The organism is Mycobacteriales bacterium, assembly GCA_040902655.1.
Taxonomy (GTDB): Bacteria; Actinomycetota; Actinomycetes; order Mycobacteriales; family SCTD01; genus SCTD01.
Map to the genome: position 1 here is coordinate 100,353 of JBBDWV010000052.1, position 25,121 is coordinate 125,473.

Below are 25,121 nucleotides of genomic sequence, written 5' to 3' on the forward strand. Positions count from 1 at the left end.
GGCTCAGGGCCAGGTGGGGCGCTCGACGGCCGGCCAGTCGACCGTCGACGGGTCACCAGCCTGGGCATCGCGGATCTCGTCCGACGGCTCTTCGAACAGCACCATCGGATCCATCAGCACCCGCATGGTCTCGAGCAGGCTGTCGAACATGTGGATCCGGACCACCTTGGCGGTCTTGTCCGGGTCGTCGTTGAAGTGCTGGTGCCACAGGAAGTGGTCGACGACGATGATGTCGCCCTTCTCCCACGGGTGGTTCTCGCCCTTGTCCGGCTCGGTGCCGAGAAAGCTGTGCCCGCGTCCCTCGACGACGTAGAGCCAGGCCTCACCCGGGTGCCGGTGCATCGACTGGCCCCGGCCGGGACCGATCTCGAACATCGCCATGGTGATGCCGGACGCCTGGTAGCCGATGGCCTTGTCCAGCAGGAACGTCGTGCGCGTGCCGCGCGGGGTCGGCAGCAGCTCGAGGGAGTCCCAGCTGGTGTGCAGCCGGCCGGAGCGGCGGGCGTCCTGGTCTCGGGCCAGTCGACGCACGCGACGGGCGTAGGGGTCGTCGCCGTCGATGGCCGGCGCGTACGGCGGGCGCGGCGCGAGCTCTGCCGCCGGGGTCTGCCCGGCGTCCTCGAGGAAGGCCATGCCCATCGTCTCCAGCAGCGGCTCGCTGGAGAAGCTCAGGAAGCGGCCCGTCTCGCTGCCCTCGTTGCCGTGCCGGTGCCAGGCCCAGGCCGGCAGGTGCAGGGAGTCGCCGGGCCCCCACTCGATGCGCTCTCCGTCGATCTCGGTCCAGCCCCAGCCGGCGACGACGAACAGCATCGCGTCCCAGGAGTGGCGGTGGACGGTGGAGGTGGCGCCGGGGTTGATCTCGTGCACGAGGGCGTCCATCGAGCGGGTGGGCCGGTCGCCGTCGGCGCCGACGTAGACGCCGCGGCGCATACCCCGCGCCGTGTCCTGCATCTCGACATCGGCCAGGCGCACCACCGTGTTGCGGTACTGCCGCCACTGCTCGAGGAAGTCGGCGCGGCGCTTCTTCTGCACGTGGTAGTGCGTGACCGCAGTGGTCGTCTTGTTCGGCATGTCAGTAGCTCTCCGTGACGAGGGCGGTGAATTCCTCCGGCGACTGGAGGACGTCCTGGATGAGTTGCGCGGTCTCTTCGCCGCTGAGTGGGTCCAGCGGGCGCTTCTGCTCCTCCAGCTCGGCCAGCAGGTCGTCCTGCTCGACCGCGCACTGGAAGCCCTCGCGCAGCGCCGTCAACCGGGCGTCGTCCATCTCCGGCGACGCCATCAGCGCTCGGCCGGTCTGTCCCATCGCCACCAGGCTGTCGATGATCGCCTTGGCGTCCTCGCCCGGATCGGTGTCGTAGATCGTGGGCGTGTCCGGCAGCAGCGGGTCCGGCTCCTCGTCGATGGTGACGATCGGCCGCACGTCGCCGGACTCGATGGCGCCGAGCTGGCTGTCGACGGGCAGTGCATGAGCGTCGGCGTCGCCGGCGATGACGGCGGTGCGTGCCTCGGAGGAGCCGGCGAAGCCGGTGATGATCTCGTACGGGAAGTCGTAGGCCTGGGCAACGATGTTCGGCGCGATGTAGTCGTTGGCCCCTTCGCCCTGGGCGACGAAGCGGATCGGCGAGGAGGCGTCGACCATGTCCTGGAAGCTCTTGATGGGGCTGTTAGCGCCCACCACGATGACGTTGGGCGGCGAGGAGACCCGGCCGATCCAGGACAGGTCGTTGAGGTCGAAGTTGGCCCCCTCCGCGCCGGCGAGCTGTGCTGAGACCAGCCCGGCGGTGTTGACGATCTGGATCCGGTCCGCGTCGGTTGGCGCGGCGGCCGTCTTGTTGGTGGCCAGCAGGCCGCCGGCACCCGGCTCGTTCTTGACCACGATGGTGGCGCCGAGGCACTGCTCGAGGTAGGGAGCCATCGCGCGGGCGTAGGCGTCGTAACCGCCGCCGGGCTCGTACGGCACGACCAGGTCCAGGGCCACGCCGTCGAACACCGCCTCGTCAGCAGCGCCCCCAGCCGGTGCGGCGGTGTCGCTGCCGCCTTCGTCAGATCCGCAGGCGACCAAACCTGCCAGCGCGGCTGCCAGCACCACTCGGTGCGCGATGCGCGGGGGCCTGGGCATCACTGGGCGCGCCCTTTCGACGTAGGCATAATGGTCAGTCCAAAGAACCACAGTCGTGGTCAGGTGGCAAGGCCCCCAGGACGACTTGCTGCCTCGGCGCGACGGAGCAGGTTCATCACTCGCGCAAGGAACCTAAGGTCTGACCATGGGCACTTCTTCGACCGTCTCGGGGTGACCACGGCCCGCGGCCGACGAGGCCGATGAACGCGCCGCCACCCGTCACGCTGCGCTCGGTCGCTCCGTCGGTCTACCTGCCCTCGCTGCTGTACGGCATCGGCCAGGGCGCCATCGCCCCGGTGATCGCCCTGTCCGCGCTCGAGCTCGGAGCCAGCGTCGGGGTCGCCAGTCTGGTGGTCGGGGCCGTCGGTCTGGGCCAGCTGCTGGCCGACGTCCCGGCCGGTTCGCTGACGATGCGGGTGGGGGAGCGCCGCGCCATGATGGCGGCGACCGCGTTGGTCGGAGTCGCGCTGGCTGTCTGCCTGCTCGCCACCTCGGTGTGGGTGCTCGGGGTGGCCATCGGCCTGACCGGGGCCGCCGGGGCGGTCTGGCACCTGGCCCGCCAGGCCTACCTCACGGAGGCGGTGCCGGGACACCTGCGGGCGAGGGCGCTGTCGACCCTGGGGGGCGTACAGCGGATCGGCAACTTCCTCGGCCCGTTCATCGGTGCCGCTGCGGTGAGCTGGGGCGGCACCGACGGTGCCTATGGCGTGCACCTGGTGGCCGCCGTGGCCAGCGCCGGCCTGCTGATGCTGCTCCCGGACGTCACCGGACGGGGCGGCCACGGCAGCTCCGGCGGGGGGACCACGGTCCGTAGCGTCGTCCGCAGCCACGGCCATGTGCTGCGCACCCTCGGCGTCGGCACCCTGCTGCTGGGCGTCGTGCGGGCCGGTCGGCTCGCGGTGATCCCGCTGTGGGGTGAGCAGATCGGCCTGAGTGCCGCAACGATCGCCCTGGTCTTCGGCGCGTCCAGTGGTGTGGACATGCTGCTGTTCTACCCGGCAGGCAAGGTCATGGACCGGTACGGCCGGGTCTGGATGGCCGTCCCCTGCATGCTGCTGATGGGGACCGGCGTCCTGCTGGTGCCCCTGACCACGAGCGCGCTGGGTCTTGGGCTGGCCGCAGCCGTGATGGGGCTGGGCAACGGCATGGGCAGCGGCGTGGGGATGGTGCTCGGTGCCGACGCCTCGCCGCGTGAGGGTCGGGCGGCTTTCCTGGGCGTGTGGCGGTTGTGCGTGGACACCGGCAGCGGTACCGGACCGCTCGTACTCGGCGCGGTCACGGCCGTGGCCGGTCTGACCTCCGGCGTGCTGGTCGTCGGCGGGCTCGGGCTGCTGGGCGCGGCCGCGATGCACCGGTGGGTGCCGCGCGGTCCGGTGCCCTGACCCCCGGGGTGGTGCCCGGTGCGATCTCGCGCACAAGGGCGTCCCCCGCGCGGCAGCTGCTGCGACACGCTCAGGGCCACCGTCCGGATGCCGGTCCTGGTTGAACACCGGCGACTTGATGGGCCAGGGTCCGTGGGGGACGGCCGGCGCACGCGGCCGAGGGGTCGATGTAGTCGACGTCGCGGGCTCAGTCCGTCCACAACCATCAGCTCGCGGATGATGCCTAGCTTGTTCACGCAGAAGGCGGCTCGGTCAGGGGCGAGGTACAGCAACGCCGTCTTCCGCGCCTCCGGGCCCGTCGCTCACATGTCCGGCAGGCGCGCTCGACGCGCGCACTTTTGGTGAAGTCAACGCGCTCTGTGGACGACGTCACACTGCGCCCGTTAAGGTCCAATGATTCTACCCCGCTCTGCCCGCTTCCGGAGGTCGCGTGCACAACGACCACGACCACGACCACTGGCACAGGTCCGGCCCGGCCGGAGAGTCGGACCGCACCTTCCTGGACGTGGAGGGTCTCGAGCAGTACACGCTCACCTCGGTGGGCGTCGACATCGGCTCATCGACCTCGCAGGTCATGGTCGCCGGCCTGACCATTCGGCGCCGCGGAAGTGACCTGTCGACCGAGTTCGAGGTCACCGAGCGCGAGATCCGCTACGTCAGTCCACCGCTGCTGACGCCGTACTCCTGCGGCACGAGGATGGATGTCTCCCTTCTGGAGCAATTCGTCCGGGAGTCGTACGCGCAAGCCGGTCTCGTGCCGGAGCGCGTGGACACGGGTGTGGTCGTCGTCACGGGTGAGGCGCTGAACAAGGAGAATGCAGCGGAGATCGCCGCTCTCGCCTCCAGTTGGTCGGGGGACTTCATCTGCGTCTCGGCCGGTGCGAACCACGAGGCGGTCCTTGCTGCACACGGCTCGGGGTCGGTGGCGCTCTCCGAGCGGGAGAACTGCACGGTCCTGAACGTCGACATTGGTGGTGGGACGACGAAGGTCTGCCTCATCGACCGCGGGCGGATCGTCTACCGGGAGGCCTTCAGCGTCGGTGCCCGCCTCGTCGCCTGGGAGCCGGACGGCCGGATCGCCAGGCTGGAGGCCCCGGCTCACGTGTTCGCGGCCCAAACCGGAGACGCGCTCCAGCTCGGCGGCACCATCGGCCCGGGTGAGATCGACCGGTTGGCCGAACTCATGGCGCAGGTGGTCCTCGACGCGATCGTCCCAGGCCCGGTTGCCGGGCTCCGCCGTGACCTCATGGTCACCCACGCTGCGGATGCGGCGGCGGCGGAACGACCGGCTTTCGACCGGATAGTTTTCTCGGGCGGCGTCTCGGAGTACGTCAACCGCGACGAGGTGGAGTCCTACGGGGACTTCGGACCCGCGCTCGGCGGGCACATCCGGCGTTGCCTGTATCAGGCCGGTCTCGCTGAGTTCGTCACGCGCGCCGAGCACGGCATCCGGGCCACGGTCATCGGTGCGAGCCAGTTCTCGGTCCAGGCAAGTGGCCAGACCTGCTACATCTCCGCGGACCACCTGCTCCCGGTAAGGAGCCTGCCCGTCGCGCACGTCGAATTTTCTCCCGGAGCGGACCCGGAGGAGGCGATCCGGGTCGCGCTGCGCGGACGCGATCGGTCCGACCTGAGTGATCCACTCGCGCTGGCAGTGTCCTTCCAGGGCCGGCGGAACTACCCGGCGCTGCGCCGCTACGCGGAGGCGCTGGTACTCGTGGCGGCGGGTTCGGCCCTCTACCTGGTCCTCCGGGACGACCTGGCCCAGGCCCTTGGTCGCCTGATGGTCGCCGAGCTGGCCCATCCCGGACCGGTCGTCGTCGTCGACGGGATCACCGTCGGCGATCTGGACTACCTGGACATCGGCCGCCCCATGGGGGCGACCCGCTCGATCCCGGTCACGATCAAGTCCCTTGCCTTCCCCCGATGAACCCGAAGACCGCCCTGCCGAGGAGTGACATGCCAGAAGAAACTCAGCCCACCCCCCGCACAACGTTCGTCTACGACGAGTGGATGGAGAGCCAGGAGCTCCCAATCTACCGGGGGCACTTCGTACCCGACATGCGGACCCTCCCTCTGGCGCGCTGGGAGGAGCGCGGTTGCGATGCGGCGTTCGTCCAGCTGACCGGCCAGGAGGGAGTGAGCGAGGCGCGCATCACCGAGATCGCGCCGGGTGAGACCCTGCCGCCGTTCAAACTCGCCATCGACGAGATGGTCTACGTGGTGAGCGGTTCCGGCTCCACCCGCGTGTGGGCCCACGGTAACCGGGCCGAGGACGGACACCAGTTCGAGTGGCACGACAAGGCGCTGTTCATGATCCCGCCGAACCACTACGCGGAGTACAGCAATCTCCGCGGTGACCAACCCGTGCGCCTGCTGCACTACACCTATTTGCCACTGGCCATGTCGCTGGTGACGGATCCTGACTTCTTCTTCGACAATCCGTACAGCCGCAGCACGAGCAGCATCGGCTTACAGTCCGCGTTCTCTGAAGCCAAGATGATCAGCGGTGGAGAGGGCTTCCGGTGGATCATCAGCCGGCACAGGAACGTAGCGTACTGGTACGGCAACTTCTTCCCGGACATGGGCGCATGGGAGAAGTTGGACGCAAACCCTTACCGAGGTGCGGGTGGCAGCACGGTTCGCATGCAGTTCGCGGGATCGGACATGAGCTGTCACATGTCGGTGTTCGACGCAATGACTTACAAGAAGGCGCATCGGCATGGACCCGGCCGCGTCATCGTCATCCCCTCGGGGGAGGGCTATTCGACCTTGTGGCTGGAGGGTCAGGAAGAGCCGGTGGTCGTGCCGTGGCAGGAAGCGGCACTGTTCGTGCCGCCGGACCGTTGGTTCCATCAGCATTTCAACCTGAGTGGTGAACCGGCCCGATATCTGGCGCTCCATCCGCCGATGCAATTTCACGGCTACGCAGAAAAGGCAGAAGACCGCGAGCGGGATCAGATCGAGTACCCGGACCAGGACCCCAGCGTCCGGCTGCGCTTCGAGGCGGAACTGGCGAAGCGTGGCCTCGAGAGCCGCATGCCGAAGGACGCCTACGAGGGCCACGGCGACGCCTGACGGTGAAATGGCTAGTGGACGGTCGCCGGCGCGGCACTAGGAGTCCGTACCGGCGGCCGTGCCGTCCGGCCAGACCGCGAGCAGGGTCCGCAGGGCGGTTGCCAGGATGAGCGGTCGGTCGAGCATCGGGTGGTGTCCGGTGTCCGCCAGTTCGATGACCGGGATCGGGCTGGTCGTCAGTGCCGCCATTTCGCCGGCCATCTCCGGCGGTATGAGCCCGTGCTCGCCGCGGAGCAGAGCCATCGGGCAGGCAACGCGGGGGAGAAGGTCCTGCATCCGTTGCCCCTGACCGAAGACGCCCTCGTCGCCCTTCCACGTCCACCCGCCCTCGACGGCGCGTAGGGACTCGCGGGCGACGTGATCGCGGACGTGGGCAGGCAGTGCCTCCAGAGGTGGTCTTGTCCGGAACCGGAAAATGGCCTCCTGGACCGTGGGGTAGACGCTGGGGGGGCGTGCGGCGTTGCGCCTGTCGAGGTCCCCTGTTCGATGACGGGTCAGCGGCGTGTCCACGCAGACGATCGCGGCGAGACTGCCCGGGTGCTCGACCGCGGCCGTCACCGCAGCGCGTCCGCCCATGCTGTGGCCGACGACGACCGGCCGGTGCAGTCTCTCAGCGGCAATGACGGCCAGTATTTCCCGCGCCCAGAGGGCCATGTCGTATGTCCGCCGATGCCCGCTGTCGCCGTGACCGCTGAGGTCGAGGGCCACCACCCGGCGCGAGCGCACCAGCGGGGCGATGTGATCCCACCAGCCGGAGTGCGCCCCCGCGCCGTGCACGAGAACGAGCCCGGAATGCACCGGCTCGCCCCACGTGCGGTAATGGATGCCGACACCGAACGCTTCCAGCACGTGCCGTTGCGGTTCCGCCGTCACGGCCCGCGTGAACCAGGGCGGGACATCAAACCCGCTGACGGATTGCGTCATGGCGTCTCCTCGGCCCGGCCGGCCACGCGGCCGGCGGTGCTCATGGTCGGGGGGTGAGCCCTGCTGGCCAGGAGCGCTCCCCACCGTAGAACAGGCGTCGAGCGGGCAGATGCCGCCGGTACAGGCAACGCCAACGTATCGGTTTGTCGTGCCCTTCACCTCGGCCGGGCGAGGATCTCCCTCGACCCGTCCGGCGGAGGTGACGTTGCCGGAGGTTCTGAAGAACCCAGACTTCGACCCGACTGCCGAGAGTGGTCCTCAGTCAGATCGGCGCGCGGAAGGGCGTAGCCAACATGTACCACGTCTACGCGTTGACCTTCTCGATCGCCTACACCGGACTCGCCGGGCCGGTCAGCCGCCGCGCTGCTGCTGCTCAGCCCGCTGGGTTGTCTGCCCGCCGCACGGCTTTGAGCCGCGACGGCTGCTCCAGTCGGCGCAGGCGGTCTTGCTCGTGGTGCGCTCGGCCTGGCGGTGTTCACATTCAGCGGCCTGACGAGGCCTGGCACGTGCTGCTCAAGACGGTGGCCGCGAGGTGCGCCTGGTAGGCGCGGGGGATGGTCACCGCGCCGTCCATGGTCGCCGCCTTCGCCCGATACCTCACTGCTGTCGGCCGGAGCCAGGATCTCGATGTCATCCCAGCCAGTGGGATGCAGGACCAATGGAGATGACAACCGTGGCTCGAATCACAGTGAGACCTTGACTACACCCCGGGCTATCGGTATGACCATTGAACAACTGCTGAGGAGGCACACATGGGTTCCATCCGAAGGGTCGCGACGCCAGGCGTTGCCGTCGCTATGACCGTCATCCTGGCTGCGTGCGGGGGCGGCGGCACGAAGAGCACCGCTGAGGGCGATGCGCCTGCGAACGACTCTCCCTTCATGCACGCCGGTGACGACAGGACGGAGTACCTCAAGGAGTGTGCCGCTGGCGAGGGCGGCCTCACCTGGTACACGTCCCTGTCCGGCAAGGTGGTGGACAAGCTGGTTCAGGAATTCACTGCCGAATACCCGGACATCAAGGTCGAGGTGTTCCGCGGCGAGCAGACCGACGTGGTCTCTCGTGTCGTGCAGGAGAGCCAGGCGGGCCGGCTGCAGGGCGACGTCGTGGAGGTGACTTCGGACGGGTTCCGCGTTCTGGCCGACCTCGGCGTGCTGGCTCCCTTCACGAGCCCGGCGCTCGACGACTACAGCGAGCGGTTCACCATCCCTGCTCCCGAGGGTGACGGCGCCCTCGGCGTGGCCGACCGCGCCTCGTACGTGGGCTTTGCCTACAACACGGAGGCGTTGCCCGAGGAGGACGTCCCCAGCGACCTCGAGGACCTGCTCGACCCGGCGCTCAAGGGCAAGATGGCCATCACCTCCAGCACCACCGGCGTGCGTTTCGTGGGCAACGCGTACGAGCGCTTCGGCGAGAAGAAGGGAGAGGAGTTCCTGCGGCAGTTCGCTGAACAGAACATCCGTGTGGAAGCGATCTCCGGTAACGCGTTGTCGGGACTCATCGGCACCGGCGAGGTGGTGTCGTCGCCCGGCATCTTCCGCAACCACGTCGAGCAGCTCAAGAAGGACGGGGTGCCGATCGAATGGGTGCCCCTCGAGCCGGTAACGGCGAACGTTGGCTACGCCGGCGCCTTCGCCGATGCTTCTAGCCCGTGCTCTGCCGCACTGTTCCTCGACTTCGAGCTCGGCGACCCGGGCACGGAGATCTACGAGAACCTGTACTACCCGCGACCGAGCGAGGACCTCGGCTTCGAGTCGTGGGTCCCCGACGAGACCTTCGAGTCCACGGACGCCTACACCGAGGCATACGAGACCTGGAGCTCGACCTTCGACAAGTTGTTCACGTAGACCCTGACCGGCGATCACCGAATAGGCGACGAGACTTGACGGGACCTGACGTGACAGCCGGACCGGACACGGGAAGGGGGGGCGCAGCGACCGCCGCGCGCGAGGTCGCGCTGCGCCCCCCCGGTCAGCCTCTGGAGGAACTGCCGATCTCGGAGGAGGAGGGGAACGCGCGCCGAGGCGCCAGATGGGTCCGAGAGCGCTGGTGGTTCCTCACCCTGCTCTTCGTGTCGGGCGTGCTGATCGTCCCGCCGCTGGCCCTCATGGTGTGGACGAGTCTGACGCCGGGCGGCGGCCTGGGGATCAGCAGCGAGATGAGCCTCGACGGCTACCGCGACGTCCTCACGTCCGAGGGCTTCCGGGACATTCTGGCCGACACGGCGGTCTTCACCCTCGGCGCCAGCATCGGCTCCATTTTCCTGGGCTGCGCCATGGCCTGGTTCGTGGCGCGGACGGACATGGTCGGCAAGACGCTGATCTATCTCTGCGTCTTCCTGTCCTTCGCCATCCCCGGGATGATCGAAGCGATCGGCTGGATCCTGCTCTTCGGCGAGGGCGCCGGCATCATCAACGGCTTCCTCGACCGCGGGCTCGGGTTCACCCTCACGATTCAGTCGATGTCCGGCATGATCTTCGTCCAGACGCTGTCTTGGGCGCCGATGGTGTTTCTGCTGTTGGTCGGCCCGTTCAAGGCCATCGACGCCAGCATCGAGGACAGTGCGCGCGTCTCCGGGGCACGCAAGTCCTACGTCTATCGCCGTATCACCGCGCCGCTCCTGGCGCCGAGCATTCTGGCCGTCCTCATCCTTGTCATCATCCGGGCCGTGCAGGCGTTCGAGGTTCCGCTCTTTCTCGGGACTCCCGCAGGCGTGAAGACGTTCACCACAGAGATCTACGGAAAGCTGCGACGCAGCTACATCCCCGACTACGCGGAGGCGGCGGCCTACGGCACCATCCTGGTGCTGCTTCTTCTGGCGACGCTGATGTACTACCACCACGTCACCAGGACGGCTTCTCGCTACACGACTGTGACTGGCAAGGCCTTCAAGGCCAGCACCATTCCCCTCGGTCGCGGCAGGTGGGTCATGGGCGGCATCGCGGCAATCCTGTTCCTCCTGTATGTCGCCCCAGCCCTTGCCATGGCAGTGACCTCCGTCTGGCCGAACGTCGGGGCGGCCAGCGGCCTCGGCGACTTCACCTTCCGCAACTATGAGGAGCTCGCCGGCCATCGCTCCCTCTGGCCGGGCATCCGGAACAGTCTGGTCATCGGGGTGGTCACGGCGACCATTGCCACCCTGCTGTGCCTCGCGGCGGCTTTCCTCGTCGTGCGATCGGCCATCCCTGGACGACAGTCGCTCGACCACATCCTGTCCATCCCGATCGTCATACCGGGCACCGTCCTCGGCCTCGCATTCCTCATCACCTACCTGCGTGTGCCCATCGCCGTCTACGGGACGATCTGGATCTTTGTTTTGGCCTACATCGCCCACTACGCGCCCTACGCAATGCGTTACCTCCAGCCCTCGCTGCTTCAGATCAGCAAGGACATCGACGATGCGGGGCGCATCTCGGGCGGTAAGGGTCATGTCGTGCTCCGACGGATCCTGCTGCCACTCGTGGTGCCCGCTGTGATCGGTTCCTGGCTGTACGTGTTCTTCCACGCCTTCCGCGACATCTCCATCGCCGCCATGATTTATACGGCTCAGACCCCCGTGGTGGCGACGCAACTGCTCGACATGTGGCAGGACGGGGTGGCCGGCGTACTCAGTGCCTATGGCTCGCTGCTCTCGATTGTGAGCATCCTCATCGGCGGCGGCGCGTTCTACTTCGCCAAGCGCATGGGCTTCAAGGAGTGACGGCGTCCTGTAGCACAAAGCCGAACTTCCTGAGGCACCCGAGAGACAGGACGTAGATTCAATGCCACTACTCCTCGAGCACACACCCAGAATCCGTCTTGCGCGTCGGCGTGTCGTCGCGGTCACCCTGAGGAAGAAGGACCCGAAGTGGCGGTTCGCGCTGGGCGCGCGGCCACTCTCCGAAGGCGTCGTTGTCGATCTGGAGTCCGAGGACGGGGTGCACGGGTACGGCTGGGTCGGAGAGATCCAGCACCTGGGCCATGACCTGGAGTCGGTCCGAGCAGCCACCTACTCACTCGTCGAATCCGTGAGTGAGCTGAGCACGGAAACGCTGCTCCCCCTGTTCGCGAGGCTGGAGGAGGCGGCCGCCGGGCGACGGCCGGCCCTCTCCGGTGTGGAGTCGGCTGTCCTGGACCTGATCGCGCGCACGCAAGGAGTGCCGGTTCACGCACTTTTCGGCGGCACCTTCCGCAGTGAGATCCCTGTGCTGCGAATCTTGGGCATCAAAGAGCCGGACGAGATGGCCGTCAACGCGCAGAAGCTCCGGGCCGAGGGCTATCGACACATCAAGGTCAAGATCGACAACGATCCTTCCGGTGTCGACGCCGAGCGGATCCGCGCGATCCGCAGCGCGGTGGGCCCGGACGTCCGTCTGACCCTCGATGCCAATCAGTCCTACGACGCCCGGGGAGCCTGCGCGCTCTACGAGCAGATCAGCGACCAACGCATCGATGTCTTCGAACAACCAGTTCCCGCCAAGGATTGGGAAGGCCTGCGTCAGGTCTCGGACGCCCTCGACTGCATTGTGGAGGCGGACGAATCCGCTGACAGCATGCCTGCTCTTCTTCGTCTCGCGGGCACCGGTGCTTGTACCGGCATCAGCTTGAAGCTGCTGAAGCTGGGTGGCTTACGGGCGGTGCTGCATGCCGCCCGTGTCTGCCGGGACGCGGGGATCCATACACGACTGGGGGCCCACGTCGGGAGCCAACTGCTCGCAGCGGCAGCGCTCCAAGCGGCGGTGGCGGTCGAGGACATCAGCTTCGCGTGCGAGCTCGCCGAGTTCGCACGGCTGGACGACGATCCGTTCGAAGGTCTCACAGTCGAGGGCGGCGTCATCCGGCTTGGATCCGCGACAGGCCTTGGCGTTCGTTTGTTGGACGGCGCGCTGACGACATGACCGTGACGGTTGACCCGGTACACCCATCGACCAGCCCTGGAGGCGTTGCTTCGTGACTTCCGTGCTCGACTCGTTCTTGCAACCGGCCGGTATCGCCATCGTCGGAGCGACCGATGAGCGCTACTACGCCCGCAGCCTGATCCGGAATTTGCTCGCGGCCGGCTTCCCTGCGGAGAACGTCTACCCGGTGCACCCGAGGCACGAGACGGTCGGAGGCCTGACCTGCTACGCAGATCTCGCGTCGATCCCCAACGCGGTGGACCTCGTTGTCGTGATCACTCGTGCGGATACCGTGGCGGAGATCATTAGGGAGGCCGGAAAAATCGGCGCGAGCGCCGCTCTCGTGCTCGCGGATGGCTTCGCCGAACAGGGGGAGGCCGGAAGGAAGCTGCAGGAGGAACTCGCCGTCACCGCTGGCGAAACGGGAGTCGCAGTTCTTGGACCCAATACCCTCGGTTTTCTCGCGCCACCGGAGGGGGTCGGCGCTTGGGCCGCGGGCGAGCTGTCACAGCCGTTGATCCCCGGCAGCGTGGGCGTCGTCTTCCAGTCCAGCGGGATCCTCAACCTGTTCCTCACCCTCTCGGTCCAGCGCCGGCTCGGAATCCGGGCCGCCTTCTCGACGGGCAACGAGGTCTCCGTCGATGTGGCTGACCTGGTTGAATACTTTGCGCGCGACGACAAGACCCGCGTCATCGCCATGGTGCTCGAGACGACCACCCGTCCCCGCCGGCTGATCGCGGCGCTGAAGTTGGCGCGATCGATGGGCAAGCCGGTCGTCATGCTCAAGCTCGGCGCGTCGGAGCGGGCACGGCGCAACGCCGTTGCTCACACCGGGCGGATGGCCAGCTCGGCCTCGGCCTGGGAAGCGATGCTGCGTCGGCTCGACGTCGTCCTCGTTCATGATCATGATGAGTTGGTCGAGGCAGCAGCGCTGTTCGACGCCGCCCCCTCGCCCGACCGATCCGGGGGGCAGCGGCCGGCCGGGGCCGCCCTGGTCACGATCTCCGGCGGCGACTGCAGCCTCCTCGCCGACCTCGCGGAGCGGGAGGGCCTCCCGTTGGCCGACCTCACCCCCGAGACGGTGACTCAGCTCGCCGACGTGCTGGAGAAGCCGGGCCTGCTGGGTAACCCGCTGGACTGTGAGAATCTGCACCAGACGGACTACGAGGCCTTCCTCGAGGCAGTCGGCATCCTGTGCGGTGACCCGGGAGTGGACATCGTCGGGTTCCGACTCAACCTCCCCAGCGACCCCACGGACCGACTGCGGAAGTTGTACCGGGACGCCACGACCGTAGCCCGCGAGTGCGGCGTGGAACCGGTCGTGCTGAGCCGAGCGAGCGAGCCACTGGCCGCAGAGTGGTTCACGGTCTTCTCCGAGCTCGGCGTGCCCTTCCTGCCGGCCTTTCGCCCTGCCGTGACCGTTATGAGCAGGTGGTGCGCCCGGTCGGAGCCGGCAATCGGACCCGACGTGGCGCTCGAGTCGGTGCCCGAACACGTGTCCGCGCCTAGCCAGGGCACCGTCGCCTCCTGGCAGCAGACCCAGGAGTTTCTGGGGCGAGCCGGCATCCCATATGCGCCGTGCGCTCTGGTCAGCACCCAGCTAGAGGCCGTGACAGCCGCGGCCACGCTGCCTTACCCCCTCGTCGCCAAGCTCATCTCACCCGACGCGCCGCACAAGAGTGACCTCGGTGGCGTCATCACAGGACTGGGTGACGAAGCTGCGGTGGCCGAGGCCTTCACACGGCTGCAGGGCATCGCCGCGGAGAACAGGCTGCCCTTGGAGGGCGTGGAACTTCAGGCGATGATCTCCGGCGGCTTCGAGATGATCCTCGGGCTCAAGGTGGACCCGGTCGTCGGTCCTCTGCTGCTGGTCGGCGTCGGTGGCGTGCTGGCCGAGGTCACCCACGACGTCGTGCTCGATGTTCCCACCCTGGATCAGCAGTCTGCCGAGCAGCTGATCCGGCGACTCACCAGCGCTCCCTTGTTCGCGGGGTACCGCGGGCGGGACCGGCTGGACATCTCCGCGTTCGCGTCGATCGTCGTCAAGCTGGCGGAGTTCAGTATGCAGGAGTCCGGTCAGATCCTGGAGTTGGACTTGAATCCCGTGCTGGTCATGCCCCAGGGGCAAGGCGCGGTAGCCGTAGACGCTCTGGCGGTTGTTCCGTGACCCGCGCGCAGGCGCACAGTCCCCATCCCCGACAGGAAAAGAGAAGCGACCCATGACCAACCTCCCGAGCCCGGCCGCTGACCATGTTGTCGGTGTTCTCGGTCTTGGCGCCATGGGCGCTCCCATGGCGCGGCACCTCCTCGCGGCCGGTCACCTCCTGTACGTCCACGACCTGAATCCGGCCGCGGTCAACGCTGCCGTCGAACTCGGAGCCAAGGCTGCCGGCAGCCCGCGGGCGCTGGGGGAGAACTGCGACGTCGTTCTTGTCATCGTCCCGACCGATGAGGACCTGCTCGACGTCTGCACGGGCGTCGACGGCATTCTCTCGAACGCCCGCGACGGACTCGTCCTGTTGATGTGCAGCTCTGTACGTCCCGAAACTTGTCAAGCCGTTGCTGCGGCGGCTCCGGCGGGCGCCGAGGTCCTCGACGCGGCGCTGACCGGAGGGGTCCGGGGGGCCGAGGAGGGCGTGATCAACCTGCTTGTCGGCGGCAACGAGCAGGCACTGGACAGGGTTCGACCCGCGCTCGCTCCCTGGACGCGCGACGTCCACCATCTCGGGCCCCTCGGGGCGGGCCAGGTGGGCAAGACGGCGAACAACCTCATCCACTGGGCACAGATCTCGGTGATCGTGGAGGCTTTCGAGCTGGCACGTCGTCTGGGGGTCTCGGTCCCGAAGTTGCGTGCGGCCCTCGAGACGGGCCCCACCGACAGCCGCACGCTGCGTGAACTGGAAGACATGCGCTTCACGTGGCACGCGAAGGATCTTGCGAATGCGTCCGCGATGGCCGAACCAGTGAGCATGCCGCTCCCTGTGGCCGAGATCTCACGTCAAGCAATGCTGGAGATCACCGTGCCGCGGGTCACCCGTCTTCTCCGGGGCGAGGATCCGCGGGATGAGTGACGTCCGAACTCCAGCCCCACAACCCGAGCCGAGCAAGTTCCAGGAGCACTGATGCTACGAGTTGAGCAGCTCGTGAAGACATTCGCCGGCGACCACAGCGGAGGCAAAGACGATGAGCAGGAAACAGGGTCGCGCCGCGTCTTCGCTGTGAACGGGGTCAGTTTCACCGTCGCAGAAGGTGAGCTGTTCACGCTCCTGGGTCCCTCCGGATGCGGGAAGTCCACCACCCTCAGGTCGATTGCCGGCCTCGAGGACCCCGACTCCGGATCGATAGCCCTGCAGGAGCGAATGCTCTTTTCTCGTCAGGGCCGTTCAAAGCCGGTGAATGTGGCCGTCCATGAGCGGGGCTTGGGGATGGTGTTTCAATCCTATGCAATCTGGCCGCACATGACCGTGTTCGACAACGTCGCCTTCCCCCTGCAGGTGCGCCGACGCAAGGACAAGTTGACACGGAAGGTCATCGAATCGCGCGTGATGCGCGTTCTCGAGACCATGGAGTTGACGAAGTACGCGCAGCGCCCTGCGACCAAGTTGTCCGGCGGCCAGCAACAGCGCCTCGCTCTGGCCCGGGCCATCGTGATCGAGCCGCCCCTACTGCTCCTCGACGAGCCCCTCTCGAACCTCGACGCCAAGCTGCGTGAGTCGCTGCGCGACGAGCTGAAGCGGTTGCAGCGCGAACTCGGTATCACGTCGATCTATGTCACGCACGACCAGGTTGAGGCCTTGGCGCTGTCGAGTCGGATCGCTGTCATGCAGGAAGGGAACATCGTCCAGCTCGGTCGGCCGCGCGAGATCTACAACAGCCCGAGCTGCAAGTTCGTCGCCGAGTTCATCGGGACAACCAACTTCCTCCCGGGCGTCGTATGTCTCCGCGAGGGCTCCCGGTACGTCGTGAGGACTTCGGCGGGCGAGCTGACCCTCGACTCTCCCATCGACGTGCCCGTAGGAAGCGATGTGGTTGTCTCCGCGCGTCCCGAGGTCATCGACCTGCACACGGAGGGGAGCGCCCTGTCCGTGGCCAACGAGTGGAAAGGCACTGTCCTGAGCCGCTCGTTCCTCGGAGACTCGGTCGATCACCTCGTGGGCGTGGGTGAGTACACCCTCCGGGCAAGGGTGAATCCGTCGGTCTCGATCCAGCCGCAAAGCCAGGTGTTCATCCGTATGAGCGCCGACCGCTTGACCATGATGGCCGCTTAGCGATGCCGCTGCGTGCACATCGCGAGCGGGTGCACGCAAGCCACCACAGAGGTGCGCGCTACAGAGCGTTTGACCACCAGAACGACCTCCATGCGCCGACGCCGAGCAGTGAGGACCGCAGGTAGCGGATCCCGCCGTGAAAGGCCGGTTCACGACCCCGCAGTATCAACCGCAAAGGAGTACACATGACCGACAGACAACGGATCGCCGTCGTCGGACTGGGAACAGTCCACGACGCGCCGCCCGGGACGAGTCAGCGCATGATGGCCGCAGAGGCGGCTCGCCTGGCTATCGCGGACGCCGGATTGTCCATTAGCGACATCGACGGGGCCCTCGACCTCCGGAGGTCTGGCGGTGGAGGTGATCGGTCCACCTACTCCGACGTCTTCACCCGGGTTCTCGGCCTCCCGGCACAGTTCTACTTCACGGTGGGACGCGGAGGTGCGGTGGCCGGGCTAGCGACCGCTGTGGCCACCGGCTTCCTCGACCGGGGCCTGGCCAACTATGTGGTCTGCGTCGGTGCTGTGGACGACTACACCAAGGCGCAGCTGACCAAGAAGCAAGGCCAGCGCGGAATGGCCCACGTCGAGAAGGAAGGCTACTGGGGGAAGGCGCTCGGCGACCTCCGCGCCGTGAGCCACCACAGCTGGATGGCGTCGCGGCACATGGCCGAGTACGGAACGACAAGCGAGCAGCTGGGTGCTATTGCGGTCGCCCAGCGTGCATGGGCATGCATGAACCCCGAAGCGCGCATGTACGGACGGCCCATCACGATCGCGGACCACCAGGCATCCCCACTGGTCGCTGAGCCCTACCACCTTCTGGACATCAGCCAGATTTCGGACGGCGCCGTCGCCTTTGTTCTCACCACGGAGGATCGTGCCCGCGACTGCGCACAGAAGCCGGTCTACGTGCAGGGCCAAGGCTTCGGCGAGGTCGCTGCGGACTTGTGGTGGGAGAAGAAGAACTACACGACCATGGCGGTCGCGCCCGCGAAGCAGAAAGCCTTCGCGCAGGCCGGTCTCAGCGGGGTCGAGGACCTCGACGTCGTTCAGCTGTACGACTGCTTCACCGCTGAGGTGCTCTTCCAGCTGGAGGACTACGGCTTCTGCGAGAAGGGGGAGGGGGGCAAGTGGGTCGAGGCCGGCCATACCGCCCCGGGCGGTACCGTCCCGCTGAACACCGGGGGCGGTCTGCTCTCGAACAAGCACCTCGGGGATCTCACCGGGTTCTCCGAGGCGGTGTTGCAGCTACGGGGGCAGGCCGGTGAGCGGCAGGTGCCCGACTGCGAGGTCGCCCTGACAACCGGCCACGGGGGCGAGCTCGTCTCGCCGGGCCTGTGTTCCATCCACACGAGCACGATCCTGGGAGTGGCGTGACCATGACGACCGAGACCACCGAGACGACCGAACGGCGCTGGAACAAGCCGCTGCCGAACATCGACCTGGACAACAAGGCTTTCTGGGACGGCCTGCGTGACCACCAGCTACTGCTGTGGACATGCTCCACCTGCGGTACGCAGTACTGGCCCAAGTGCTACTGCATCAAGCACGAGAACGAACCGTACGCCCAGAACATGTCCTGGCAGCCGGGTAGCGGTCGCGGCAAGATCTTCGCGTTGAACCGTCACCACTGGGCCTTCCACCCGGGGTTCCAGGATGAACTGCCGTACATCTACGCGCTGATCGAGCTCGACGAGGGCCCGCTGATCAGTACCACCATCGTCGGCAAGCAGCCGACGGACCTCGTTTCGGCGGTCGGGGAGCCGGTTCAGATCGTGTACGAGGACTATGCCGAACTCGGCTTCACCATCCCCCGGTTCGAGTTGATCGACGCCTGAGGTCGGCGCACCGAGCCGGCAGGACGGCCCCGGTCCCCCGTCACGCGCGGGAGATCGGGGCTGGTCGTGTCACCAGACGCCGATCCTCACCGAAGTACAGTACGGCGGAACGCGCCTTGGCCTGCAACTCGCTGAGATGACCCAGCCGCCGATGGCAGCCGAAGTCGTCTGGGGAGTTGACGACGGTCTCGGCGCGATCACCGCCGTCGCCGGCCTGACCTCCGGCGTCGTCGTGGTGGGCGGGCTCGGGCTGCTGGGCGCGGCCGCGATGCACCGGTGGGTGCCGCGTGGCCCAGTGCCCTGACGTGCCGGTGGCGCCAGCGGGCCGATCGCGTGCAGAAGGACGTGCGACGAGCGGATCAGTTGCTGGCGAAGCTCTTGGGGCCACCGTCTGGCAGTGGGTCCTGGCTGAACACCAGCGACTTGATGGTCACGGGGACGGTGCCGGACGGCCAGCGGAGGCGGCCGAGGTCGATGTAGTCGAAGTCGCGCAGGCTCAGTCCGTCCACGACCATCAGTTCGCAGATCACACCCAGCTCCTCCCGCAGGAGGCGGCCCAGCGTCATGGCGACGTCGCCGTCGAGCAGCACGTAGATCGGACGGCCCTGCACGGTGCGCTCGGCCAGCCCGTCGCGGATCCCCTGCGCGAAGGGCAGCAGCCGCTCGTGGCTGGGCAGCCCGCTCCACGCCATGGCCAGGGCGACGTCGGCGTCCGCGCCGGCCAGTGCCCCGAGGTGGCGCCGGACGGCGTCGGCGACCTCATTGGCGTCGACGGCATCCGCCAGCTCGTAGGCCGGGCGCAGCACCTGCAGGTTGCGACGGGGCAGCAGGGCGTCGGGATCGGTGATGCAGCCGGTGTTCCCGCTCAGTTGAACGCTGTACTCCGACGCGCCAAGGGCCGTGGCGCGGATGCACTCACCGGGCGGGAGGAGGGGGCAGGGCAGCACGCCGGCGTCGACCCTGCGTCGCACGGCAGCTCCCAGCGCGGGTCCGAGGTCACCGAATCGGCTGGTCTCACGGTCGTAGACGTACTCCGCGACCCCGCCGGAGAAAAGCACTCCGTCCAGCTCGCCGAGCTCGCCGAGCGGAGCGGTGAGCCACAGGTCGTCGACCTCCGACTCGCCCGTGTCCGCCAGGATCGCGTCTACCAGCGCGTCCGCCATCACCTCGGCCACGACCGCGAGGTCGCCCAGAGCAACGAAATCGCCGAGCTGCCAGTTGAAGTCGGCGCGCGCCGCATGCAGTCGCCCGGCTGGCTCGAGGCGGACTATGCGGTTGCCCTCGTCAACGACCTGCAGCCGCCCGCCCACGTGGAAAGCCGCCGTGCGCACCACCCGCCCACGGTCCACGAGCGCCAGCTTCGTGGTGCCGCCACCGATGTCGACGTTGAGGATCCGCGACCCTGCGTCGTAGGACGTACGGGCCGCACCCGAGCCGTACGCAGCCAACATCGCTTCCATGTGATGGCCGGCGGTGGCGGTCACGAGCTCCCCGCCCCGCTCGGCGAGAATGCCGGCGATGGCCTCGGCGTTGCCGCGCCGCAGCGCCTCACCGGTGAGGATGACGACCCCGGTGTCCACGTCGGCCGGATCCACGCCTGCCTCGGCATACGCACGGTCGATGATCGATCCCAGCACGGGAGCGTCGATCTGCTCGTTGGAGGCGTACGGGGTCAGGGCGACCGGTGAGCGGTAGGTGGTCTCGCGGCGCACGACGACGTAGCGGCTGGCGAGGTCCTCGCCGATCCTGCGCAGGTGGAGTCGGGAGAAGACCACCTGGGTCCCCGACGAGCCGATGTCCATGCCCACGCTGTGCAGCGTGACGTTGTCCTGCTGCCAGACGGGGTTCTCCTGGAGCGGGTGGAGGGCTTCGTCGTCGCGCTCGTGGTCGTGGTCGGGCAGGTGCGGGGAGTGGACCGTGCGCGGCTGCTCCTGCTGGGCGTGGACGCGGTGCGTCACGGGTGCCTCTCATCGTCCTGGTGCGACGTGCTCGTGAGGCCCGCTCAGGGGGCCAGGGCGGGCCGCACGCCGTTCGTGGCGGCTCAGACGCGAGCCGGCTCCTGGTGCTTGGCCGGCAGCGTCGGCAGCTCAGCCTGGTAGACCTCGTCCATCTTCGGCTCGAGCCCGACCTCGGCCAGAGCTGCGCGGAACGTGTCGCGCACGAGAGAGGACTCGTCGGCGTAGTCGATCTGGTCGCCACCGATGCGCTGGCTGATCCACGCCTTCGGGACGCCTTGCGCGTTGCGCACCGAGACGACCTCGTGCTTGAAGGCCAGGTAGCGGGCCGGCTCGGTGCCGGTGTTGAAGTGCTGGTGGAACCACATGTTCGGCGGCACGATCAACGTCCCGGCGTGCCACTCGTAGCGGCGGGGCTCCTCGCCCTCCGGCCACATCAGGCTGTAGCCCTCGCCGGAGAGCATGATCACGTGGGCGCCCGGGCCGTGCCGGTGGCCCTTCTTGTAGGTCGCTGTCGGGAACTGCGAGATGTGGCTGTTCATCGACCCCTTCGCCATCGAGAAGCGGATGTGGCCGCCGCCTGCACCGCGCTCCTTGGCCTCGATGAGCGGCAGGTTCACCGCGTCGGCGACGAAGTTGGTGTCGAGCAGCAAGCCCTTCTGCTCGCCCGTGGGCGCAAAGTAGTCCGGCTCGCCGTTGAAGCGGTTCGGGAAGTCCTTGGGCGTGCCGAACACGAAGTCGGCGTCGTCGTAGAGGTTGATGATGGGCGGCATGTTCGTGGAGGAGACGAAGCGCGCCGCGCGCTGGCCGGAGCCGTTGAAGTGCTGGTGGTGGGCGTTGAGCGGGATCGCGAACAGCGACCCGGCCTGCCACTCGAAGGTGACCTCGGCGCCCGCGTCGTTCCAGACCCTGGTCGAGCCCTGGCCCTCCAGCACGAGGACCATCTCCTCGAACAGCTGCCGCTGGGGCGCCAGCTTGCCGCCGGCCGGGATCTCGCAGACGTAGCAGTCGTTCGAGGTGCGCGTGGCCTCGTGGTTGATGAACACTCCGCGCCCGCCGCGGCGCTCCCACGGCTTCAGCTCGACGGTGCGCAGGTCCGGCACGTGGTGGGCCGCGATGATGTCCAGGCCCTCCGCGGCGACCCAGCGGGTGTAGGGGGAGTCCTTCTCGGTGGCGAACTTCGCCGCCAGGTTGCTCGAGACGATCGCGTCCTTGGCCATGCAGCGGGCCTCCTGGGTCGGCGGGGCGGGCCCATGGCCCGGATTGGTCTGACCATAAGTCCATCGGCCGCGACGCGTCAACGGACCGAGCGCGAGATCCCGCGGGCGGCGACGTCGAGCGCCGGCACGAGCCGCACGAGGTCGCGCCGGCTGGTCGCGGCGACGACGCCGAGCGCGGCGAAGACCTCGCCCGTGCCGGTCACCACCGGGACCGCGACCGAGCCGGTGCCCACCGTCATCTCCTCGCCGGTCAGCGCGTAGCCCCGCCGGCGGACCTCGGCGAGCTGCCGGCGCAGGGTGCCGGGCTCGACCACCGTGTACGGGGTCAGCCGGCGAAGCCGCTGCAGCGCGGCGTCGACCACCCCGGCCGGTGCGTGCGCCAGGAGCACCTTGCCGACGCCGGTCGCGTGCAGCGGCAGCCGCGAACCGGTGCGGCTCACGATCGGCACCGAGGCGCGGCCGGAGATCCGCTCGACGTAGAGCGCGGTCGTGCCGTCACGGACCGCGAGGTGGGCGTTCTCGCCGGTCGCCGCGGAGATGTCCTGGAGGAAGGGCAGCGCGACGTCGCGCAGCTCCCGGGAGACCGGCGCGAGCAGGCCGAGGTGCCACAGCCGCCGGCCGACGACGTACGACCCGTCGGGCCGCCTCTCCAGAGCCCCCCAATCCGCCAGCCCGGCGACCAGCCGGTGCGTCGTCGTCAGCGGCAGGCCGGCGCGGCCGGCCAGCTCGGTGAGCGTCAGGCACGGGTGGTCGGCGTCGTACGCCCCGAGCACCGCCAGCGCGCGCGACGTCACGGAACTGCCGGGAGCCCTCTGGTCGTCTTCAGCAGGCAAGGGCCCGCCAGGCCTGCGCCAGCGCGACGTAGCTGCCCGTGCGGCGCGTCCGGTCCAGGCTCGGCGTGACGACCACGATCTCGTCCACCTGGGCCTGTTCCTTCAGCTCGAGCAGGCGCTCGGCGACGAGCTTCGGCTCGCCCGTCGCGCTCCGGCCGTCGTCGCGCCGGCTCGCCCGGAAGTCGGCGGAGCGGGCCAGCTCGACGACCTGCTCCGGCCGCAGCGGCTCCCGGACGCCGCGGCGCAGGTTCGCCAGCGTCAGTGTCCAGGCCGCCTCGAACTCCACGACCGCGTCCGCGTCCTCGCTGGCGAAGGCGAGCACCGACATGGCGGAGTACGGCCGGTCGCCCTCGGTAGCGGGGGTGAAGGTACGGCGGTAGTCGCACAGCACCTGGGCGGCGATCTCGGGACTCATGTGGTGGGCGAACACTGCGCTCAGCCCGTTGACTGCCGCGAACCTTGGCCCGTACTCGCTCGAACCGAGCACGAACAGCTCCGGCCGTTCCTGCACGACCGGCGCCGCCACCAGCGGGGCGTACGGGTGCTCCTCGGGGAAGCCGTCGCCGAGAAAGGCCAGCAGCTCGGCGACCTGCTGCGGGAAGCCGGTGCCGGGATCGACCTGCAGGCCGCGTCGCAGGACGTGCGCGGTCAGCGGGTCGGTGCCCGGCGCACGGCCGAGGGCCAGGTCGATCCGGCCGGGGTGCATGGCCAGCAGCGTGCGGAAGTTCTCGGCGACCTTGAAGGCCGCATGGTTCGGCAGCATGATCCCGGCCGCGCCGACCCGGACCCGTTCGGTGTGCGCCGCGACGTGTGCAGTCAGCAGCTCCGGCGCGCTGCAGGCCAGGCTGCGCATGTTGTGGTGCTCGGAGACCCAGTAGCGCCGGTAGCCGGCCGCCTCCACGGCCTGCGCGATGCCCACGGCGCCGCGGATCGAGGCGGCCGGCGTCTCGCCGTGCTCGATGCCGACGAAGTCGAGCACGGACAGCGGCAGCGCAGCGGCGGAGGCGTTCACACCCCAGGCCAATCGCCCCTGCGCAGTCGCCATTCCGCGCGCCGCCTGCGGGGCGCGGCCAGGCGTGCGCGACACTGGAGCAAGCGACTGCACCATTGCGGTCACCGACCCGAGGAGTCCCCCTGAACCGCAACGAGCTCGTCACCGCCGTCGCCGAGGCCTCCGGCGTGTCCAGCAAGGACGTGGACGCCACCCTCAAGGCCTTCCAGCAGGTTGTCTCCGACACCGTGGCCAAGGGGAACGAGAAGATCACGATCCCGGGCTTCCTGTCCTTCGAGCAGGTGGACCGGGCCGCCCGCGAGGGCCGCAACCCCTCGACCGGTGAGACCATCCAGATCGCCGCGAGCAAGGCCGTCAAGGTCACCGCCGGCTCCGCGCTGAAGAACGCCGCCGCGGGCAAGTAGCGCGCGTATCGGTTGTCCTGCGGCATGTCCGCCGCCCCTGGCCCGGACCCGAAGGTCCTCGCCGAGCAGGCCGCGGCCCGCTGGGCGGAGCTGACCGGCGTCGACCGGCACGACGTGGCCCTGGTGGCGGGGTCGGGCTGGGCCGCGGCGGTGGACGCGCTCGGTCCGCCGGAGTTCGACGTCGCGGTGACCGGGCTGCCCGGCTTCCTGCCGCCGGTCGTGGCCGGGCATCCCGGCCGGATCCGGTCACTGGAGGTCGACGGCCGACGGATCATGGCCTTCCTGGGGCGCACGCACCTGTACGAGGGGCGCGGCGTCGACCCCGTCGTGCACGCGGTCCGCACGGCCGCGGCTGCCGGCTGTCGGACGGTGGTGCTGACCAACGCCGCCGGCGGCGTGCGGGAGGGCCTGCAGGTGGGCCAGCCGGTGCTGGTGAGCGACCATCTCAACCTCACCGGCCGGTCGCCCCTGGTCGGGCCCCGGTTCGTCGACCTGGTGGACCTCTATTCCGCGCGGCTGCGCTCGGCTGTGCGCGCCGTGGACCCGTCGCTCGAGGAGGGGGTGTACGCCGCGCTCCCGGGCCCGCAGTACGAGACGCCGGCGGAGGTCCGGATGCTGCGCGCGATGGGGGCCGATCTGGTCGGGATGTCGACCGCGCTGGAGGCCGTCGCCGCCCGTGCGGAGGGGCTCGAGGTGCTGGCGGTCTCCCTGGTCACCAACCTGGCGGCGGACGCGACGGGTCAGCCGTTGGACCACCAGGAGGTGCTTGCGGCCGGAGCGGCCGGCGCCGCCCGGGTCGGCCGGCTGCTGGCCCAGGTGGTGGGGCAGCTGTGAGCCGGCCGCCGTGCCGCCGCCGGTGGGCTGTCTGCCCGGGCGAATGCCTCGAACTGACCACCCCGTAACGCTCACCCTGAGTGCCTGTCGTGTCGACGGGTAAGCAGGGCTCACCAACGGGAGGACACCGACCATGACCCAGACGCTGCTCGCGCCCGCCGCTCTCACCGCCGCCGACCGCTGTGACCGTTGCGGGGCCCAGGCCTTCTACCGTGCTGTTCTCACCACAGGTGAGCTGCTGTTCTGCGCCCACCACGGCCGGGCGTACGGCGACCGGCTGGCCGAGGTCGCCCTCGAGCTGCAGGACGGCTCCGCGGCGCTCCATCCCACGTCGACCCCCGCCGCCTCGTAGTTCGGCCTGGTCCCACGTCGCCT

Annotated in this window: 22 protein-coding genes; 15 read left to right on the forward strand and 7 right to left on the reverse strand. The window is 68.6% G+C overall.

Features of this window, described 5'->3' with window-relative positions; all coding sequences use genetic code 11:
• Window positions 1-3: 3 nt before the first annotated feature.
• On the reverse strand, window positions 4-1,071 hold the full coding sequence (locus WD794_15005) for a cupin domain-containing protein (protein ID MEX2291619.1): 1,068 nt from the start codon (window positions 1,069-1,071) through the stop codon (window positions 4-6).
• 1 nt (window position 1,072) lies between these two features.
• Window positions 1,073-2,119 (reverse strand): tripartite tricarboxylate transporter substrate binding protein, encoded by a 1,047-nt coding sequence (locus WD794_15010; protein MEX2291620.1) that lies wholly within the window; start codon window positions 2,117-2,119, stop codon window positions 1,073-1,075.
• A 200-nt stretch (window positions 2,120-2,319) separates the two neighbouring features.
• On the opposite strand from WD794_15010, the gene WD794_15015 reads away from it, so the two are divergent.
• From WD794_15015 to WD794_15025, 3 genes are all read left to right on the forward strand, one after another.
• A complete protein-coding gene (locus WD794_15015) occupies window positions 2,320-3,501 on the forward strand; it encodes an MFS transporter (GenBank protein MEX2291621.1) in 1,182 nt (393 codons plus the stop codon).
• Window positions 3,502-3,931: 430 nt separating this feature from the next.
• On the forward strand, window positions 3,932-5,431 hold the full coding sequence (locus WD794_15020; GenBank protein MEX2291622.1) for an ethanolamine ammonia-lyase reactivating factor EutA: 1,500 nt from the start codon (window positions 3,932-3,934) through the stop codon (window positions 5,429-5,431).
• Entirely contained in the window at window positions 5,428-6,579 is a 1,152-nt protein-coding gene (locus WD794_15025; GenBank protein ID MEX2291623.1) for a hypothetical protein, read from the forward strand. The genes WD794_15020 and WD794_15025 overlap by 4 nt, the downstream gene beginning before the upstream one ends.
• A gap of 36 nt (window positions 6,580-6,615) precedes the next feature.
• On the opposite strand, the gene WD794_15030 is transcribed toward WD794_15025, so the two are convergent.
• Window positions 6,616-7,503 (reverse strand): alpha/beta hydrolase, encoded by an 888-nt coding sequence (locus WD794_15030; protein MEX2291624.1) that lies wholly within the window; start codon window positions 7,501-7,503, stop codon window positions 6,616-6,618.
• Window positions 7,504-8,384: 881 nt separating this feature from the next.
• On the opposite strand from WD794_15030, the gene WD794_15035 reads away from it, so the two are divergent.
• The 9 genes from WD794_15035 (at window position 8,385) to WD794_15075 (ending at window position 18,792) form a co-directional block, all read left to right on the forward strand.
• The gene (locus tag WD794_15035; protein ID MEX2291625.1) at window positions 8,385-9,350 is read left to right on the forward strand and encodes an extracellular solute-binding protein; all 966 of its coding nucleotides are present in this window, start codon (window positions 8,385-8,387) and stop codon (window positions 9,348-9,350) included.
• 50 nt (window positions 9,351-9,400) lie between these two features.
• Window positions 9,401-11,203 (forward strand): iron ABC transporter permease, encoded by a 1,803-nt coding sequence (locus WD794_15040; protein ID MEX2291626.1) that lies wholly within the window; start codon window positions 9,401-9,403, stop codon window positions 11,201-11,203.
• 61 nt (window positions 11,204-11,264) lie between these two features.
• Window positions 11,265-12,380 carry an enolase C-terminal domain-like protein gene (locus WD794_15045; protein ID MEX2291627.1) on the forward strand — a complete coding sequence of 372 codons (1,116 nt, stop codon included), beginning with the start codon at window positions 11,265-11,267 and terminating at the stop codon, window positions 12,378-12,380.
• A gap of 52 nt (window positions 12,381-12,432) precedes the next feature.
• Window positions 12,433-14,547, forward strand: a complete 2,115-nt coding sequence (locus WD794_15050; GenBank protein ID MEX2291628.1) for an acetate--CoA ligase family protein — start codon at window positions 12,433-12,435, stop codon at window positions 14,545-14,547.
• 52 nt (window positions 14,548-14,599) lie between these two features.
• Window positions 14,600-15,451 (forward strand): NAD(P)-dependent oxidoreductase, encoded by an 852-nt coding sequence (locus tag WD794_15055; protein MEX2291629.1) that lies wholly within the window; start codon window positions 14,600-14,602, stop codon window positions 15,449-15,451.
• 72 nt (window positions 15,452-15,523) lie between these two features.
• Window positions 15,524-16,648 carry an ABC transporter ATP-binding protein gene (locus WD794_15060; protein ID MEX2291630.1) on the forward strand — a complete coding sequence of 375 codons (1,125 nt, stop codon included), beginning with the start codon at window positions 15,524-15,526 and terminating at the stop codon, window positions 16,646-16,648.
• Window positions 16,649-16,833: 185 nt separating this feature from the next.
• Entirely contained in the window at window positions 16,834-18,027 is a 1,194-nt protein-coding gene (locus WD794_15065; GenBank protein MEX2291631.1) for a thiolase family protein, read from the forward strand.
• Between the two features lie 2 nt (window positions 18,028-18,029).
• Window positions 18,030-18,488: an OB-fold domain-containing protein gene (locus WD794_15070; protein MEX2291632.1), complete on the forward strand. Its 459-nt coding sequence runs from the start codon at window positions 18,030-18,032 to the stop codon at window positions 18,486-18,488.
• A 151-nt stretch (window positions 18,489-18,639) separates the two neighbouring features.
• Entirely contained in the window at window positions 18,640-18,792 is a 153-nt protein-coding gene (locus tag WD794_15075) for a hypothetical protein (GenBank protein MEX2291633.1), read from the forward strand.
• Between the two features lie 55 nt (window positions 18,793-18,847).
• Here the strand turns inward: WD794_15075 and WD794_15080 are convergent, their stop codons facing one another.
• The 4 genes from WD794_15080 to WD794_15095 all read right to left on the reverse strand — a co-directional run bounded on the left by WD794_15080 (window position 18,848) and on the right by WD794_15095 (window position 23,541).
• Entirely contained in the window at window positions 18,848-20,446 is a 1,599-nt protein-coding gene (locus WD794_15080; protein ID MEX2291634.1) for an ethanolamine ammonia-lyase reactivating factor EutA, read from the reverse strand.
• Window positions 20,447-20,529: 83 nt separating this feature from the next.
• Window positions 20,530-21,663 (reverse strand): ethanolamine ammonia lyase-activating protein, encoded by a 1,134-nt coding sequence (locus tag WD794_15085; protein MEX2291635.1) that lies wholly within the window; start codon window positions 21,661-21,663, stop codon window positions 20,530-20,532.
• 77 nt (window positions 21,664-21,740) lie between these two features.
• Window positions 21,741-22,457 carry an IclR family transcriptional regulator gene (locus WD794_15090; protein MEX2291636.1) on the reverse strand — a complete coding sequence of 239 codons (717 nt, stop codon included), beginning with the start codon at window positions 22,455-22,457 and terminating at the stop codon, window positions 21,741-21,743.
• 28 nt (window positions 22,458-22,485) lie between these two features.
• Window positions 22,486-23,541 (reverse strand): LLM class flavin-dependent oxidoreductase, encoded by a 1,056-nt coding sequence (locus tag WD794_15095; GenBank protein ID MEX2291637.1) that lies wholly within the window; start codon window positions 23,539-23,541, stop codon window positions 22,486-22,488.
• 89 nt (window positions 23,542-23,630) lie between these two features.
• On the opposite strand from WD794_15095, the gene WD794_15100 reads away from it, so the two are divergent.
• From WD794_15100 to WD794_15110, 3 genes are all read left to right on the forward strand, one after another.
• Window positions 23,631-23,912, forward strand: a complete 282-nt coding sequence (locus WD794_15100) for an HU family DNA-binding protein (GenBank protein ID MEX2291638.1) — start codon at window positions 23,631-23,633, stop codon at window positions 23,910-23,912.
• Window positions 23,913-23,936: 24 nt separating this feature from the next.
• A complete protein-coding gene (locus WD794_15105; protein MEX2291639.1) occupies window positions 23,937-24,746 on the forward strand; it encodes a purine-nucleoside phosphorylase in 810 nt (269 codons plus the stop codon).
• 133 nt (window positions 24,747-24,879) lie between these two features.
• Complete coding sequence (locus tag WD794_15110) at window positions 24,880-25,098, forward strand: hypothetical protein (GenBank protein MEX2291640.1); 219 nt, start codon at window positions 24,880-24,882, stop codon at window positions 25,096-25,098.
• Window positions 25,099-25,121 lie beyond the last annotated feature (23 nt).